Below are 13470 nucleotides of genomic sequence, written 5' to 3'. Positions count from 1 at the left end.
AACATGTCCAGCAGCGCGACATAAGGCTGCGAAGCGCGCTGGAAGGTCAGCAGCTCGAAGCGCGCCAGGTCGGCCAGCAGATAGCGCTTGCGCGGGTGCAGCACCGCATGGCCGACGAAAACCATCTCCATCGGCGCCAGCGCGCGCGTGCGCACGCCTTCGCCGCCGGCGGGCAACGCGGCGAACACCAGGTCCAGGTTGCCGCGGCGCACCTGCTCGGTGAGCATCGGCGTGGTTTCCACCGTCAGTTCCAATTCGAAAGCCGGGTGGTTCAAGCGCATCTGCTGCAGCCACTCGGTGAGCCAGCTGTGCACCACCGATTCGATCGCACCGATGCGCAGCAGCAGCGCACGGGAGTCGGAGCCAAGTTCGCTCTTGATCTGGCGCTGCAGCTCGAGCAGGCGCTGCGCGTAGTTGAAGAAGCGCGTGCCGACGATGGTGACGCGGAACTGCTTGTCGCGCCGGTCCAGCAGCAGCACGCCGAGTTCTTCCTCCAGCGCGGCGATGCGGCTGGACAGCGCGGACTGCGTGATGAACAGCTTCTCGGCCGCGCGGGTCACGCTCTTCAGCGACACGGCCCAGTAGTAGGCCTCGACGAAGCGCAGGTTCATGGCGAAGCGCCGTCGGGCAGGAAGAAGGCGGCCAGCGCCGGATCGTGCCGCAACCAGCGCAGGCGCAAGCCCGTGGCCTGCTGCAGCGCCGCCGCATGCGGCGGCATGTTGGTGCATTCGAGCACCACGGTGCGCAGGGACGGATCGGATTCACGCAGGCGCAGCGCGGCTTGCACAAGATCGGCCTCGGCCTGTGCTCGGTCGCGCTCGGGCCGGTCGGCCAGGATGTCGCGCGCAAACCGGCTGTCGGGGTCCACACCTTCGATCAGCACATCGCCCAGCCGCCCGCAATCGACACCTGCGGCCAGCAGGTGAGCTGCGCCGAGCCGGCGCGCATCGATCGTCAACACGCCGACGCGGGGCTCGGTGGCCAGCAGCGCCGGCAGTTGCAGCAGCGACGAACTCACCAGCGGCACCGACACCGCCGCCTGCAGGGCGGGCTGCAACAGCACCAGGAAGCCGCAGCTGGTGGTGATGGCACCGGCGCCCTGCTGCTGCAGGCGCATCGCAGCGGCGGCAAAGCGTTCTGCCCAGCCGCTGGCCGCCAAGGCATCGGCATCGGTCACCACGGCAGCCGGCACGGCGCCCTGCACCCGTTCACGCAGCACCGGCATCACAAAGCCCGCGTCGTTGCCGATGTCGCCGGGCCAGCGTGGAAAGCGTGTATCGAGCATCAGCACGCCCAGGCGTGCGCCGCGCTGTCCGAGCTGGCCGGCGGCTTGCTTTGTGCTGCCTTCAGTGTTCGGATCAATCCCCATGGCAAGCGCTCATCGAGCCAGTATTCTCAGGGACCCCCTGAATTTGTCGGAGAACCTCATGCGCTTTCAACCCTTCGCCGCGGCGCTGCTGCTGGCCGGCGCCGGCCTCGCGGGCACCGCGTCGGCCCAGGTCAAGTGGGACCTGCCGGCAGCTTATCCGCCCGGCAACTTCCACACCGAAAACCTGGCGCAGTTCGCTGCCGATGTCGACAAGCTGTCGGCCGGCAAGCTGAAGATCCAGGTGCACGCCAACGCCTCGCTGTTCAAGGCCAACGAGATCAAGCGCGCGGTGCAAGGTGGCCAGGCGCAGATCGGCGAAGTGCTGCTGGTCAATTTCGAGAACGAGAACGCGGCCTACGGCGCCGATGGCATTCCATTCCTGGCCACGAGTTATGCCGATTCGAAGAAGCTCGCGGTGGCGCAGAAGCCGGTGCTGGACAAGCTGCTGGCCGCGCAGGGCATGATGCTGCTGTACACCGTGCCGTGGCCACCGCAGGGCATCTACGCGAAGAAAGAGCTCAACTCGGTGGCCGACATGAAGGGCCTGAAGTGGCGCGCCTATTCGCCCGCCACCGCACGCATCGCCGAACTGGTTGGCGCGCAGCCCGTCACCATCCAGGCGGCCGAGTTGTCGCAGGCGCTGGCCACCGGCGTGGTCGACAGCTACATGTCCTCCGGCTCCACCGGCTACGACTCCAAGACCTACGAGAGCCTGAAGTTCTGGTACGACACGCAAGCCTGGCTGCCGAAGAATGGCGTGATCATCAACAAGGCCGCCTTCGATGCGCTGGACAAGCCGACGCAGGACGCCGTGCAGAAGGCCGGTGCCGACGCCGAGACCCGCGGCTGGAAGGTCAGCGAGGAGAAGAACGACTGGTACAAAAAGGCACTGGCCGAGAAGGGCATGAAGATCATGCCGCCGTCGGCCAAGCTGGTGGCCGACATGAAGGAAGTCGGCGCAACGATGCTGGCCGATTGGGAAAAGAAAGCCGGGCCGGATGGCGCTGCGGTGATCACGGCCTTCCGCAAGAAATAGCCGCATGCGGCGCTTCCTCGACGGCCTGTACCTGGCGGCCGGTGCCGTCGCGGCGCTGATGGTGCTGGCGGTCTGCGTGCTGATGGTCGGCCAGAGCATCCTGCGCCAATTCGGCGTGCGCACCGGCGCGGTCAACGACGTGGTGGCCTGGTGCTGCGCCGCGTCGGCCTTTCTGGCGATGGCGCATGCCTTCAAGCATGGCGACTTCGTGCGCGTGACGCTGACGCTTGAGCACGTGAACGCCGGCACGCGGCGCGTGATGGAGATCGTCGCGCTGGCCGTCGGCACTGCGGCCACGGCCTACCTGGCCTGGTGGGCCAACCGCTTCACCTACGAGAGCTGGCAGTTCAACGACTTGGCGCAGGGCCTGCTGCCAATGCCGCTGTGGATTCCGCAGCTGAGCTTTGCGCTCGGCTCGATCCTGCTGCTGGTGGCCGTGCTCGACGAGTTCATCATCGTGCTGCGCGGCGGCCGCCCGACCTACGTCACCGCGGTGGAGGAACGCCACAAGGCCGGCGACTTCTCTGCCGACCTCTAGAAGAGTCTCCATGGACAACATCCTGGTGGTGGGCGCGATCCTGCTCGTGCTGATGCTGGTGCTGCTGGCCTCGGGCGTGTGGATCGCGATGACGCTGGCCATCTGCGGCTGGGTTGGCCAGGCCTTCTTCGTGCAGACGCAGCCGGGCAAGAACCTGTTCTCGGCGTTCTGGGAATCGAATGCCTCGTGGGAACTGGCGGCATTGCCGCTGTTCATCTGGATGGGCGAGATTCTCTTTCGCACCAAGCTCAGCGAAGAGATGTTCGAAGGCCTGCGCCCCTGGCTGAACCGCGTGCCGGGCCGGCTGATGCACACCACCATCCTCGGCTGCGGCATCTTCGGCTCGGTGTCGGGCTCGTCGGCCGCCACCTGCGCGACGATCAGCAAGGTGGCCTTGCCCGAGCTGATCAAGCGCGGCTACGACGAGAAGATCGCCATCGGCTCGCTGGCCACCGCCGGCACGCTGGGCATCCTGATTCCGCCGTCGATCACGATGGTGGTGTATGCGGTCGCCGCCGATGCCTCGATCATCCGCATCTTCCTGGCCGGCTTCCTGCCGGGCTTCCTGTTGATGGCGCTGTTCTCCGGCTACATCATGTGGTGGAGCTTGGCGCATCCGCACAAGGTGCCGGCGGCCGACCCACCGACCCGCTTCCTGCAGAAGATCCGCCTGTCGGGCAACCTGATCCCGTGTGCCGCGCTGATCATCTTCATCGTCTGGGTGCTGATCGCCGGCTGGGCCACCGCCACCGAATGTGCGGCCTATGGCGTGGTCGGCGCGCTGGGGCTCGCCGCCTGGAGCCGCTCGTTGACCTGGCAGAACTTCCGCGAAGGGCTGATGGGCACCACGCGCACCAGTTGCATGATCATGTTCATCCTGGCCGGCGCGGCCTTCCTGACCAAGACCATGGCTTTCACCGGCATCCCGCGCGCGCTGGCCGAATGGGTCACTGCGATGCAGCTGAGCCCCTATGCGCTGATCGCCGCGCTGACCGTGGTCTACCTGGTGCTGGGCACCGCGCTGGATGGCATCTCGATGATCGTGCTGACCAGCGCGGTGGTGCTGCCGATGATCCAGAAGGCCGGCTTCAATCTCGTGTGGTTCGGCATCTTCATCGTGCTGCTGGTCGAGATTGCCGAGGTCACGCCGCCAGTGGGCTTCAACCTCTTCGTGCTGCAGAACATGACCGGCAAGGACAGCAACACCATCGCCAAGGCAGCGATTCCGTTCTTCGCCTGCCTGGTGGTGTGCATTGCGCTGATCACCGTGTTCCCGGCCATCGTGACCTGGCTGCCCGACTTGGTGATGGGCCCGGAGCGCTGACGAAAGCGCCAGCGCAGCGCACGAACTGCGCCCCCCGTGGGCCCTTGTTCCGGCGACCGCGCCAGGCCGTGCGTGCCTAGCATCGGAGTGGGGGATTCGTGCCTGTTGCACGCCCGGAGCATCCATGTCCGATCTGTCGCTGCCACCTCTGTCGCTGGTGCCCGTGCGGCCTTTGCAGCCGAGGCAGGCAGCGGCCGTGGCCGCTCAGCCGCAAGTGCCCGTGGGCGGCAGCGAACCGTTTGCCTGGCCGACCCCGCCTTACGCCACCTTCCCGTCGCCGCGCTGCCAGGTCGTGCCCGAGCCCTGCCAGATCGAAGGCCCGAACGGCAACGTCACCAGCGGCCGGCTGGCTTTCTTCGATGCCGAAGCCGGCATTGCGCATCTGCAGGTGCCGCCGGCCCGCGGCACCATCACGCTGAAGGTGGCGCAAGTGCGCCGCATCACGCTGTTGCGGCCGCTGGCGCCGCTGGAGAGCCCGGCACCCGGCTCGGCGGCCGAGCTGCTGGGCCATGCACCGGTCAGCGAATGCCGTCTGCGCTTTGCCAATGGCCACGCCACGCAGCTGGACAGCATCGGTCATGTCGAACACGCCCTCGGCCACTTCCTGTTTCCGCCCTTCGGCGAGCACGGCCAGGTGCTGCGCAGCTTCTACCCCCGCACCGCATTGACCGCGATCACCATCGGCCCGCGTGTCGGCGAGCTGCTGGTCGCGCAACGCGCCGCCACCGAGGACGAGGTCGACCACGTCGCCGCCGAGCAGCTGAGCCTGCGCCAGCGGCGGCTGGGCGACATCCTGTTGACGCAGCGCATCGTCGCACCCGAGCAGTTGCTCGAAGCCATCGAACAGCAGTCGAAGATGCCGATGGTGCGCATCGGCGAAGCGCTGATCGCGCTGGGCTTCATCGACGAACGTCAACTCGGCGACGCGCTGCAGCAGCAGACGCACGACCGCAACGTGCCTCTCGGCGAACTGCTGGTGCAAAGCGGCGTGGTCACACGCGAGGATCTGCAGACCGCGCTGGCCCGCAAGATGGGCTACCCGGTGGTCGATGCGGGTGAGTTTCCGGTCGAGCCCGATGCCGCACTGCGCCTGCCGCAGGCGGTGGCGCGGCGCCTGCCGGCGCTGCCGCTGATGATGCGCGGCGGCCGGCTGGTGGTGGCGCTGGAAGACCCTTCCGCGCGCATCCTGATCGACGAGATCGAATTCAACGCGCAGGCCAAGGTGGTACCGGTGCTGGCCCGCGCCGGCACGCTGGCAGCGGCCATCGACCGCGTCTACCAGCGTCTGGGCCATGACGCGGTGCAGCCCAGCGCGGAACTCAGCAGCGCCGTGTTCGAGCCGGAGCCTGACAGCGCCAACAGGCTGCTGGCCAACCTGGAGCTGCAGTTGGCGGGCGAGCGGCGCGACGATGCACCGGCCATCGAGCAGTCCGACAACTCGCTGGTGCGCTTGATCAACTCGATGATCCTCGAAGCCCAGCAGGGCGGCGTGTCCGACATCCACATCGAATGTGCGCCAGGCAACGAGAAGGTGCGCATCCGCTTCCGCCGTGATGGCCGGCTGAAGCCTTATCTGGAGTTGCCGCCGAGCTACCGCGCCGCACTGGTGGCGCGGCTGAAGATCATGTGCGACCTGGACATCTCCGAGCGCCGCAAGCCGCAGGACGGCAAGATCAGCTTCGGCCGCTTCGTGCAGGGCCAGACGCTGGAGTTGCGCGTCGCGACCATCCCCACCGCCAATAACCTGGAAGACGTGGTGCTGCGCCTGCTGTCCTCGGCCCGCGCGCTGCCGCTGGACGACATGGGCATGGCGCCCGATGTGCTGCAGCGCCTGAAAGCGGTGGTCGAACGGCCCTATGGCCTGGTGCTGTGCGTCGGCCCCACCGGTAGCGGCAAGACCACCACGCTGCATGCGGCACTCGGCCACATCAACACGCCCGAGCGCAAGATCTGGACCGCGGAAGACCCGGTGGAAATCACCCAGCGCGGGCTGCGCCAGGTGCAGGTGAACCCGCGCATCGACTGGACCTTCGCAAAGGCCTTGCGGGCCTTTTTGCGCGCCGACCCGGATGTCGTGATGGTGGGCGAGATCCGTGACCCCGAAACCGCGCAAATGGCCGTCGAAGCCTCGCTGACCGGGCATCTGGTGATGTCCACGCTGCACACGAACAGCGCTACCGAGACGGTGACGCGGCTGCTGGACATGGGCATCGATCCGTTCAGCTTTGCCGATTCGCTGCTGGCCGTGCTGGCCCAGCGCCTGGTACGCCGCTTGTGCCGGCATTGCACCGTCGCGCGCCCGGCCACGGCCGAAGAAATCGAGGCCCTGCTCGACGATTGGCTCGCTGGCTTCGCCGAGGCCAGCCAGCGCCCCGAGCGCGAGGCCACACTCGCCGGCTGGGTGGGCCAGCATGGCCGCAACGGCCAGCTGCTGCACCACCACGGCCGCGGCTGCAAGCAGTGCATGGACACCGGCTTCAGCGGCCGGCTCGGCCTGCACGAATTGATGGTGGTCAACCGCGACCTGCGCCGCCTGATCCAGACCCATGCACGCAACGACCAATTGCAGCAGGCCGCGATGGACGAGGGCCTGCGCACGCTGCGCCAGGACGGTATCGCCAAGGTGCTGGCCGGCTTGACGACGATCGAAGAAGTGCGGGCCACCAGCAATGCCTGAGTGCCGGCCGCCTGACGCGCTGAGGTCTGGCACTGTCGCTCACTTTGCACGCCAGGAATCCTTTCCCGACAGCTTGACAATGCCCACCAGTTCAAAAAGAGAACAGCTGTACTGTCAGATAGAACGGCCGCACCAAACACCCCTGAATTTACGCACCACACATTGAGCCGTTTGGGGCATGCACCCCCAGTCCAGCGTAGTTTTTTAATCAATCGCCCCTGAGCGGCCTGCGATTTGGTATCTTTTGCCAAGAGCGGCTGTCAATGTCGCCGCAAGGGAGTTCCATGACCATACTCAACACCTTCGGTTTGTGCGGTCCGCGACCCCGTCGCGCCGCCGAACCGCCCGGCCCCCACGTGAGGGCCGATGCATGACACGCATTTACCTGGTCGACGACCAACTGCTGTTGCGTGACGGTTTGCATGCACTGCTGGAAACAGCCGGCCACGATGTGGTCGGCGAAGGCAGTGATCCGACGCAGGCAGTGGTCGAGGCGCAACAGCGCCAGGCCGAGGTGATGTTGCTCGACCTGGGCCTGGGCGAACGCTCGGGATTTGAGGTGTTGCAGGAGCTGAAGAAGCGGGATTCAGCGGTGCGTGCCATTGTGCTGACCATGTCTTCGCAGCCCCGCCATGTGGCCGAGGCCGTGCGCCTGGGCGCTGCGGGTTATGTGCTGAAAGACTCCGGCGCGGCCGAATTGCTGCAGGCCATCGACAGCGTGTCCGGCGGCCGCCGCTTTTTCGGCCCGCAGGTGGCTGCGCTGGCGCTGCAGGCCCTGGCCGACGACACGCCGGCCGACCCCTTCGGCACGCTGTCGCCGCGGGAGCGGCAGATCGTCACGATGGTGGTCAACGGCATGAGCAGCTCGGCCATTGGCGCCGAGTTGCACTTGTCACCCAAGACCGTGGACACCTACCGCAGCCGCATCATGACCAAGCTCGGCGTCGCCGGCGTCACCGCGCTGGTGCGGCTGGCAGTGCGTGAAGGGCTGGTCGACGGCTGAGCCGTCGCCAACGCCTCATCACAGCAGGGGACAGCTGTGCACAATTCCCGTCATACGGGTCCAGATCTCCTCACAGCGGTCTTCGCCGCAGAAGCGAAGAATGCAGGCTAGATCTCCAAGGGGCCCGCTCTCCCGGGTTGCTCAACGTGATGCACCGAAACGGCTTCGCCGCACCGAACGGATCCGCACTGCCACAACTGGGCCCGCTGCACGCGCGTCTGCACAGTGGCCGCCTGCTGTGTGTGGATGACAACCCGCTGAATACGCTGCTGCTGCAGGAATTCTTTCGCATGCGCGGCTTTCCACCGGTGCGCGTGGCCTCCAGCGTGCGCGAGGCTGTGGCCATGGCGCAGGCCGAACCGCCGCTTGCCGTGCTGCTGGACCTGAACCTCAGCGATGGTTCGGGGCTCGAGGTGCTGGCCCGTCTGCGCGCGCACCCGGCGACACACGATGTGCCGGTGGCCATCGTCTCCGGCAGCATCGAAGAGGACGAACGTGCCGCAGCGATGGCGCTGGGTGCGCAGGCCTGGTGGCCCAAGCCGCTGGACCTGTCGACACTGGATGAGCGGCTCGACCTGTTGTTCTAGGGGGACCGCCGGTCCCTAAACCGCACAACTGCGGAAACCGCAGAAGCAGGCGTCATGCCCCGGCGGCAGGAAGCGCCGCGCGGCCAGGTGCTTCTGACGCGCGGCACTGAGGAACGACGCACCGCGCAGCACGCGCCAACCGGGTTCGGACGGCAAGGCATCCAGCCAGGCCGGCCCGTTGCGGTAACCCGGATAGGCCCGGGCCGTGCCGGCGACCCATTCAAAGACATCGCCCCAAACCCAGCCGCGGGCCGTGGCATCAGCCGCAGCGACCGACCATTCGCCCTCGCTGGGCAGGCGCCGGCCGGCCCAGCGGCACCAGGCATCGGCCTCATACCAGCTCAAGTGCACGGCAGCCTGCACGCCCGGCACGCGCTGCAGCCGGCCCTGGCGGCGCAGCAGCACGCCATGGGCCAGTTGTTCAACATGGCGCGGCGCGCGCCGGCCGGTGGCATCGGCCCACTGCCAGCCTTCAGCGGACCACCAGCGGGCATCGTCATAGCCGCCATCGGCGACGAACTCCGCGTACTGCGCCCAGCACACCGGCTGGGCATCGATCTCGAACTCGGGCACAACGAGCTCATGCGCCCACTTCTCGTTGTCCGGTACGCAACCGCCGCGGGGCGAACCGAGCTGCACGGTGCGCGCCGGCAGGCAGAGGGCTTCCCGCCGCACGCGGGAGGGCAGCTCGGGCCAGCGTTGCTCGGGCTGCTGCGGCGCGGCACCCAGGGTCTGCGCCAGCACCGCCAGCGCCTCGCCCAGGCGGTCTTCATGCCGCAGCGCCAGGCGGTAGAAGTACAGGCCTTCGTCGCTGGCCTCGGCCTTTTCCAGCAGGTCCAGCGTGTCTTCCAGCGTCGCGGCCAGGTAGGACCGCATCGCCTCGGCCGCCGGCACACTGCCCTGCCAGCGCTGCGCGCGCGTGCTGGCCAAGGGGTCCAGCCACCAGTCGAGCACCGGATCGATCGAGGCCAGGCGCACCGCCTTCGGGTCGCAGGCTTCGCCGCGGTTGCGCAGCACATTGCGGCCGATCCAGTATTCCTGGAAGCGCGCGGCCTGGCCGGCGATCCACGCCGGCGGGTCCAGCTCAGTCGGTGCTGTCACGCTGTGCAGGCCGTCGAACACCGCCAGCCGCTGCAGCGTGCGGTTGCGCGCATCCATCAGCGCCAGCGACAAGGCATCGGCACCAGCCTGCCGCATGCCCTGCGGGTCATGGATATCGACGGCGACGAACGACGAGGCGCTCATCGTCCCGCGGTGTTCGTCAGGCCCGCTCGATGCGAGCGTAGGCGCTGTGGTTGTGGATGGACTCGAAGTTCTCGACATCGACGCTGTAGCGCCCGATGCGGCCGTCGTCGTTCAGGCGCAACGCGACGTCACGCACCATGTCCTCGACGAACTTCGGGTTTTCGTAGGCGCGCTCGGTGATCCACTTCTCATCGGGGCGCTTGAGCAGCGGCCAGATCTCGCTGGAGGCCGAGTCTTCGGCGAAACGCACCAGTTCGTGCCACTCGATCGCGCCCTTCAGCTCGACGCGTATCGTCACCAGCGAGCGCTGGTTGTGCGCGCCGTAGTCGGAGATCTCCTTCGAGCAGGGGCACAGGCTCTTGACCGGCACGCCCACCTCAGCCCAGATCGACGTGATGCCAGCACGCCGCTCGGCAATCCAGCGACCCTGGTAGTCCAGCAGGCTCTGCACACCCGACACCGGGGCCCGCTTGCGCAGGAAGAACGAGAAGCGGGCTTCGATGCGGCCGTCGGTGGCGCCGAGCTTCTCCAGCATCACGCCGAGTTCGTGGCGCAGCATCGCCGCATCCATCGGCGTCTCCAGTGTGTCCAGCCAGGCGACGAAGCGGGACATGTGCGTGCCCTTCTTGTCGGCCGGCAGCGCCACGTCCAGGTCCCACAGCGCGGCGGTGCTTTGCGGGTGGCCTGCGACGTTCAGTGTCAGCGGCCAGCGCACGTCCTTCACACCGACGCGCTGGATCAGCAGATGGCGTTCATCCCGCTCGTTTTGCGTGTCGGGGATGTGCAGGGCGTCGGTCAGGTTGGTCATGATGTCGCTGGAATGCCAGGTGCGAAGCATGGCACCGATTCTGGGATCTCGCCGCGGCGAGGGTTTGTCACAAGCGCGTCAGCACTCTCTTTAATCGTTCACGGCGGGTCGAACCAGCACCAGCGGGCTGCCAAAACGCTTGCGCACGGCTTGTTCAATGCCGGTGGCGTCCAGCCCATTCAAGGCCAGCAGCTTGGCCGGGTCGCCGTGTTCGATGAAGGCATCGGGCAGGCCCAGCTGCAGCAGCGGCGTGGCCAGGCCGGCCGCGTGCAGCGCTTCGCCCACCGCGCTGCCGGCGCCGCCGGCGATGCAGCCTTCTTCGATCGTCACCAGCGCATCGTGGCTGCGGGCGAGTTCGGCGATCAGCGCGGCGTCCAGCGGCTTGGCGAAGCGCATGTTGGCCACGGTGGCATCGAGCTTGTCGGCTGCGGCCAGCGCCGGGTACAGCACGGTGCCGAAGGCCAGCAGCGCGATGCGGCGGCCCTGGCCCGCGGCCAGCGTCGATTCACGCCGAACCTCACCGCGGCCCCAGGACAGTTCGCTCAAACCCGCCTCGGGCAAACGGCCGACGCCGGCGCCGCGCGGGTAGCGCACGGCCACCGGGTGGTTCTGGCGGAACGCCGTGGTCAGCGACTTGCGGCATTCATCCTCATCGGCCGGCGTCAGCACGCTGACGTTCGGTATGCAGCGCAGGTAGGCGATGTCGAAGGCGCCGCAATGCGTCGCACCATCGGCACCGACGATCCCGGCACGGTCCAGCGCCAGCACGACAGGCAGGTTCTGGATCGCCACGTCGTGGATCAGCTGGTCGTAGCCGCGCTGCAGGAAGGTGGAGTAGATCGCCAGCACCGGCTTCAGGCCTTCGCAGGCCAGGCCGGCGGCAAAGGTCACCGCGTGCTGTTCGGCGATGCCGACGTCGTGGTAGCGCTTGGGGAAGCGCTTCTCGAACTCGACCAGGCCCGAGCCCTCGCGCATCGCCGGCGTGATGCCGACCAGGCGTTCATCGGCCGCCGCCATGTCGCACAGCCATTGCCCGAAGACCTGGGTGAAGCTCAGCTTCGGCGGCGTGCTCGGCTTCTTGAAGCCTTCGGCCGGGTCGAACTTGCCCGAGGCCGCGTGGTACTGCACCGGGTCGGCTTCGGCGAGCTTGTAGCCATAGCCCTTCTTGGTGACCACATGCAGGAACTGGGGACCCGTTCTTTCGCGCAGGTTCTCCAGCGTCGGGATCAGCGAACCCAGGTCGTGGCCATCGATCGGCCCGACATAGGTAAAGCCCAGTTCCTCGAAGATCGTGCCGGGCACCACCATGCCCTTGGTGTGCTCTTCGAAGCGCTTGGCGAACTCGTACAGCGGCGTGCCCTTCAGCACGCTCTTCGCGCCCTCACGCGCCTTGCTGTAGAAGTTGCCGCTCATCAGCCGCGCCAGGTGCTTGTTCAGCGCCCCCACCGGCGGCGAGATCGACATGTCGTTGTCGTTCAGGATCACCAGCACATCGGCCGCGCCGGCACCGCCGGTGGCGCCGCCATGGTTCATCGCCTCGAAGGCCATGCCGCCGGTGAGCGCCCCGTCGCCGATCACCGCCACCGCGCGGCGGTTTTCGCCCTTCAGCCGGGCGGCATGGGCCATGCCGATGGCGGCCGAGATCGAGGTGGAGGAATGCGCCGTGCCGAAGGTGTCGTATTCGCTCTCGTCGCGCCGCGGAAAGCCCGACAGGCCGCCCAGCTGGCGCAGCGTGTCCATGCGGTCCTTGCGGCCGGTGAGGATCTTGTGCGGGTAGGTCTGGTGGCCGACATCCCAGACGATGCGGTCGAACGGCGTGTTGAACACGTAGTGCAGCGCAATCGTCAGCTCCACCGTGCCCAGGTTGGACGACAGGTGACCGCCGGTGCGGCCCACGCTGGCCAGCACGAACTCGCGCAGTTCGGTGGCCAGCGTGCGCAGCTCGGGCATGGACAGCCGGCGCAGGTCGGCTGGGCTGTGGATGGTGTTCAGCAGGGCGAAGGTCATGGCGGAACTCAGCTTTCGCGGTCGACGACCAGGTCGGCCAGCTGGTGCAGATGAGCACAATCGGCCAAGCCGCTGCGGTCAAGTGCCTCATGCGCAGCACGGCGCAGTTGCTGCGCTTCATCGCGAGCCGCGGCCAGCCCCAGCACCGAAACATAGGTGGGCTTGTTGTGCTGCAAGTCCTTGCCGGCGGTCTTGCCCAGCTTGTCGGAAGCCTGCGTCACATCGAGGATGTCGTCCACCACCTGGAAGGCCAGGCCGATCGCCGCGCCGTAGGTCGACAGCTCGGTCCAGGCCGACGGGTCGCTGGCACCGGTGGCCGCGCCCATCAGCACGCTGGCTTCGAGCAGCGCGCCGGTCTTGCGGCGGTGCATGTCGCGCAGTTGCGCTTCGTCGAGCGCCCTGCCGATGTTGGCCAGGTCGATGGCCTGGCCGCCGGCCATGCCGGCATGGCCCGCGGCCCGCGACAGCAAGGCGCAGAGCCGGGCCTGCAGCGCCGGCGGCACGCTGGCGTCGCCGGGTGTCAGCACCTCGAAGGCCAGCGCCTGCATCGCATCGCCGGCCAGCATGGCCGCTGCTTCGCCGAAGCGCACATGCACCGTCGGCTTGCCGCGGCGCAGCACATCGTTGTCCATACAGGGCATGTCGTCATGCACCAGCGAGTAGGCGTGGATCAACTCCACCGCCACCGCGGCACGCATCGCGGCATCGGCATGGCCGTTCACCGCTTCGCAGGCCGCGCGCACCAGTAGCGGCCGCAGGCGCTTGCCGCCATCGAGCACGCCATAGCGCATCGCTTCGCCCAAGCCGGCCGGGGCATCAGCCGGCACCCAGCGCTCCAGTGCCTGCTCCACCTGCCGCAGCGCGCCGCGCATCCAG

Annotated in this window: 12 protein-coding genes; 6 read left to right on the top strand and 6 right to left on the bottom strand. The window is 67.6% G+C overall.

Going from position 1 to position 13470, the window contains the following annotated elements:
• Both VLK61_RS16585 and VLK61_RS16580 read right to left on the bottom strand, forming a co-directional pair.
• Nucleotides 1–611 (bottom strand): LysR family transcriptional regulator (locus VLK61_RS16585; RefSeq protein WP_325422719.1); only part of this gene is annotated, 611 nt, incomplete at its 3' end.
• Complete coding sequence (locus VLK61_RS16580) at nucleotides 608–1369, bottom strand: aspartate/glutamate racemase family protein (RefSeq protein WP_325422718.1); 762 nt, start codon at nucleotides 1367–1369, stop codon at nucleotides 608–610. The genes VLK61_RS16585 and VLK61_RS16580, both read right to left, overlap by 4 nt.
• A gap of 58 nt (nucleotides 1370–1427) precedes the next feature.
• On the opposite strand from VLK61_RS16580, the gene VLK61_RS16575 reads away from it, so the two are divergent.
• The 6 genes from VLK61_RS16575 to VLK61_RS16550 all read left to right on the top strand — a co-directional run bounded on the left by VLK61_RS16575 (nucleotide 1428) and on the right by VLK61_RS16550 (nucleotide 8534).
• Nucleotides 1428–2405: a TRAP transporter substrate-binding protein gene (locus VLK61_RS16575; RefSeq protein WP_325422717.1), complete on the top strand. Its 978-nt coding sequence runs from the start codon at nucleotides 1428–1430 to the stop codon at nucleotides 2403–2405.
• Nucleotides 2406–2409: 4 nt separating this feature from the next.
• Entirely contained in the window at nucleotides 2410–2943 is a 534-nt protein-coding gene (locus tag VLK61_RS16570; protein ID WP_325422716.1) for a TRAP transporter small permease, read from the top strand.
• Nucleotides 2944–2953: 10 nt separating this feature from the next.
• Nucleotides 2954–4267 carry a TRAP transporter large permease gene (locus VLK61_RS16565; RefSeq protein ID WP_325422715.1) on the top strand — a complete coding sequence of 438 codons (1314 nt, stop codon included), beginning with the start codon at nucleotides 2954–2956 and terminating at the stop codon, nucleotides 4265–4267.
• 124 nt (nucleotides 4268–4391) lie between these two features.
• A complete protein-coding gene (locus tag VLK61_RS16560; protein WP_325422714.1) occupies nucleotides 4392–6944 on the top strand; it encodes a GspE/PulE family protein in 2553 nt (850 codons plus the stop codon).
• Between the two features lie 370 nt (nucleotides 6945–7314).
• A complete protein-coding gene (locus tag VLK61_RS16555; RefSeq protein ID WP_325422713.1) occupies nucleotides 7315–7947 on the top strand; it encodes a response regulator transcription factor in 633 nt (210 codons plus the stop codon).
• Nucleotides 7948–8096: 149 nt separating this feature from the next.
• Nucleotides 8097–8534, top strand: a complete 438-nt coding sequence (locus VLK61_RS16550) for a response regulator (RefSeq protein WP_325422722.1) — start codon at nucleotides 8097–8099, stop codon at nucleotides 8532–8534.
• Nucleotides 8535–8549: 15 nt separating this feature from the next.
• On the opposite strand, the gene VLK61_RS16545 is transcribed toward VLK61_RS16550, so the two are convergent.
• The 4 genes from VLK61_RS16545 to VLK61_RS16530 form a co-directional block, all read right to left on the bottom strand.
• On the bottom strand, nucleotides 8550–9779 hold the full coding sequence (locus VLK61_RS16545; RefSeq protein WP_325422712.1) for an SUMF1/EgtB/PvdO family nonheme iron enzyme: 1230 nt from the start codon (nucleotides 9777–9779) through the stop codon (nucleotides 8550–8552).
• 16 nt (nucleotides 9780–9795) lie between these two features.
• Nucleotides 9796–10587 (bottom strand): GTP cyclohydrolase FolE2, encoded by a 792-nt coding sequence (gene folE2 / locus VLK61_RS16540; protein WP_325422721.1) that lies wholly within the window; start codon nucleotides 10585–10587, stop codon nucleotides 9796–9798.
• A 90-nt stretch (nucleotides 10588–10677) separates the two neighbouring features.
• On the bottom strand, nucleotides 10678–12594 hold the full coding sequence (dxs, locus tag VLK61_RS16535) for a 1-deoxy-D-xylulose-5-phosphate synthase (RefSeq protein WP_325422711.1): 1917 nt from the start codon (nucleotides 12592–12594) through the stop codon (nucleotides 10678–10680).
• A gap of 8 nt (nucleotides 12595–12602) precedes the next feature.
• Nucleotides 12603–13466 (bottom strand): polyprenyl synthetase family protein, encoded by an 864-nt coding sequence (locus VLK61_RS16530; RefSeq protein WP_325422720.1) that lies wholly within the window; start codon nucleotides 13464–13466, stop codon nucleotides 12603–12605.
• Nucleotides 13467–13470 lie beyond the last annotated feature (4 nt).

The organism is Aquabacterium sp., from assembly GCF_035476535.1.
Classification (GTDB): domain Bacteria; phylum Pseudomonadota; class Gammaproteobacteria; order Burkholderiales; family Burkholderiaceae_C; genus Pseudaquabacterium.
This window is presented reverse-complemented; position numbering and strand designations above follow the sequence as displayed.

What these genes read in the sequence shown, in the direction of transcription:
- VLK61_RS16545 (WP_325422712.1), bottom strand. Translation starts at nt 9,779, where the DNA reads ATGAGCGCCTCGTCGTTCGTCGCCGTCGATATCCATGACCCGCAGGGC.
- folE2 (WP_325422721.1), bottom strand. Translation starts at nt 10,587, where the DNA reads ATGACCAACCTGACCGACGCCCTGCACATCCCCGACACGCAAAACGAG.
- VLK61_RS16575 (WP_325422717.1), top strand. Translation starts at nt 1,428, where the DNA reads ATGCGCTTTCAACCCTTCGCCGCGGCGCTGCTGCTGGCCGGCGCCGGC.
- VLK61_RS16565 (WP_325422715.1), top strand. Translation starts at nt 2,954, where the DNA reads ATGGACAACATCCTGGTGGTGGGCGCGATCCTGCTCGTGCTGATGCTG.
- VLK61_RS16570 (WP_325422716.1), top strand. Translation starts at nt 2,410, where the DNA reads ATGCGGCGCTTCCTCGACGGCCTGTACCTGGCGGCCGGTGCCGTCGCG.
- VLK61_RS16560 (WP_325422714.1), top strand. Translation starts at nt 4,392, where the DNA reads ATGTCCGATCTGTCGCTGCCACCTCTGTCGCTGGTGCCCGTGCGGCCT.
- VLK61_RS16550 (WP_325422722.1), top strand. Translation starts at nt 8,097, where the DNA reads ATGCACCGAAACGGCTTCGCCGCACCGAACGGATCCGCACTGCCACAA.
- VLK61_RS16580 (WP_325422718.1), bottom strand. Translation starts at nt 1,369, where the DNA reads ATGGGGATTGATCCGAACACTGAAGGCAGCACAAAGCAAGCCGCCGGC.
- VLK61_RS16530 (WP_325422720.1), bottom strand. Translation starts at nt 13,466, where the DNA reads ATGCGCGGCGCGCTGCGGCAGGTGGAGCAGGCACTGGAGCGCTGGGTG.
- dxs (WP_325422711.1), bottom strand. Translation starts at nt 12,594, where the DNA reads ATGACCTTCGCCCTGCTGAACACCATCCACAGCCCAGCCGACCTGCGC.
- VLK61_RS16555 (WP_325422713.1), top strand. Translation starts at nt 7,315, where the DNA reads ATGACACGCATTTACCTGGTCGACGACCAACTGCTGTTGCGTGACGGT.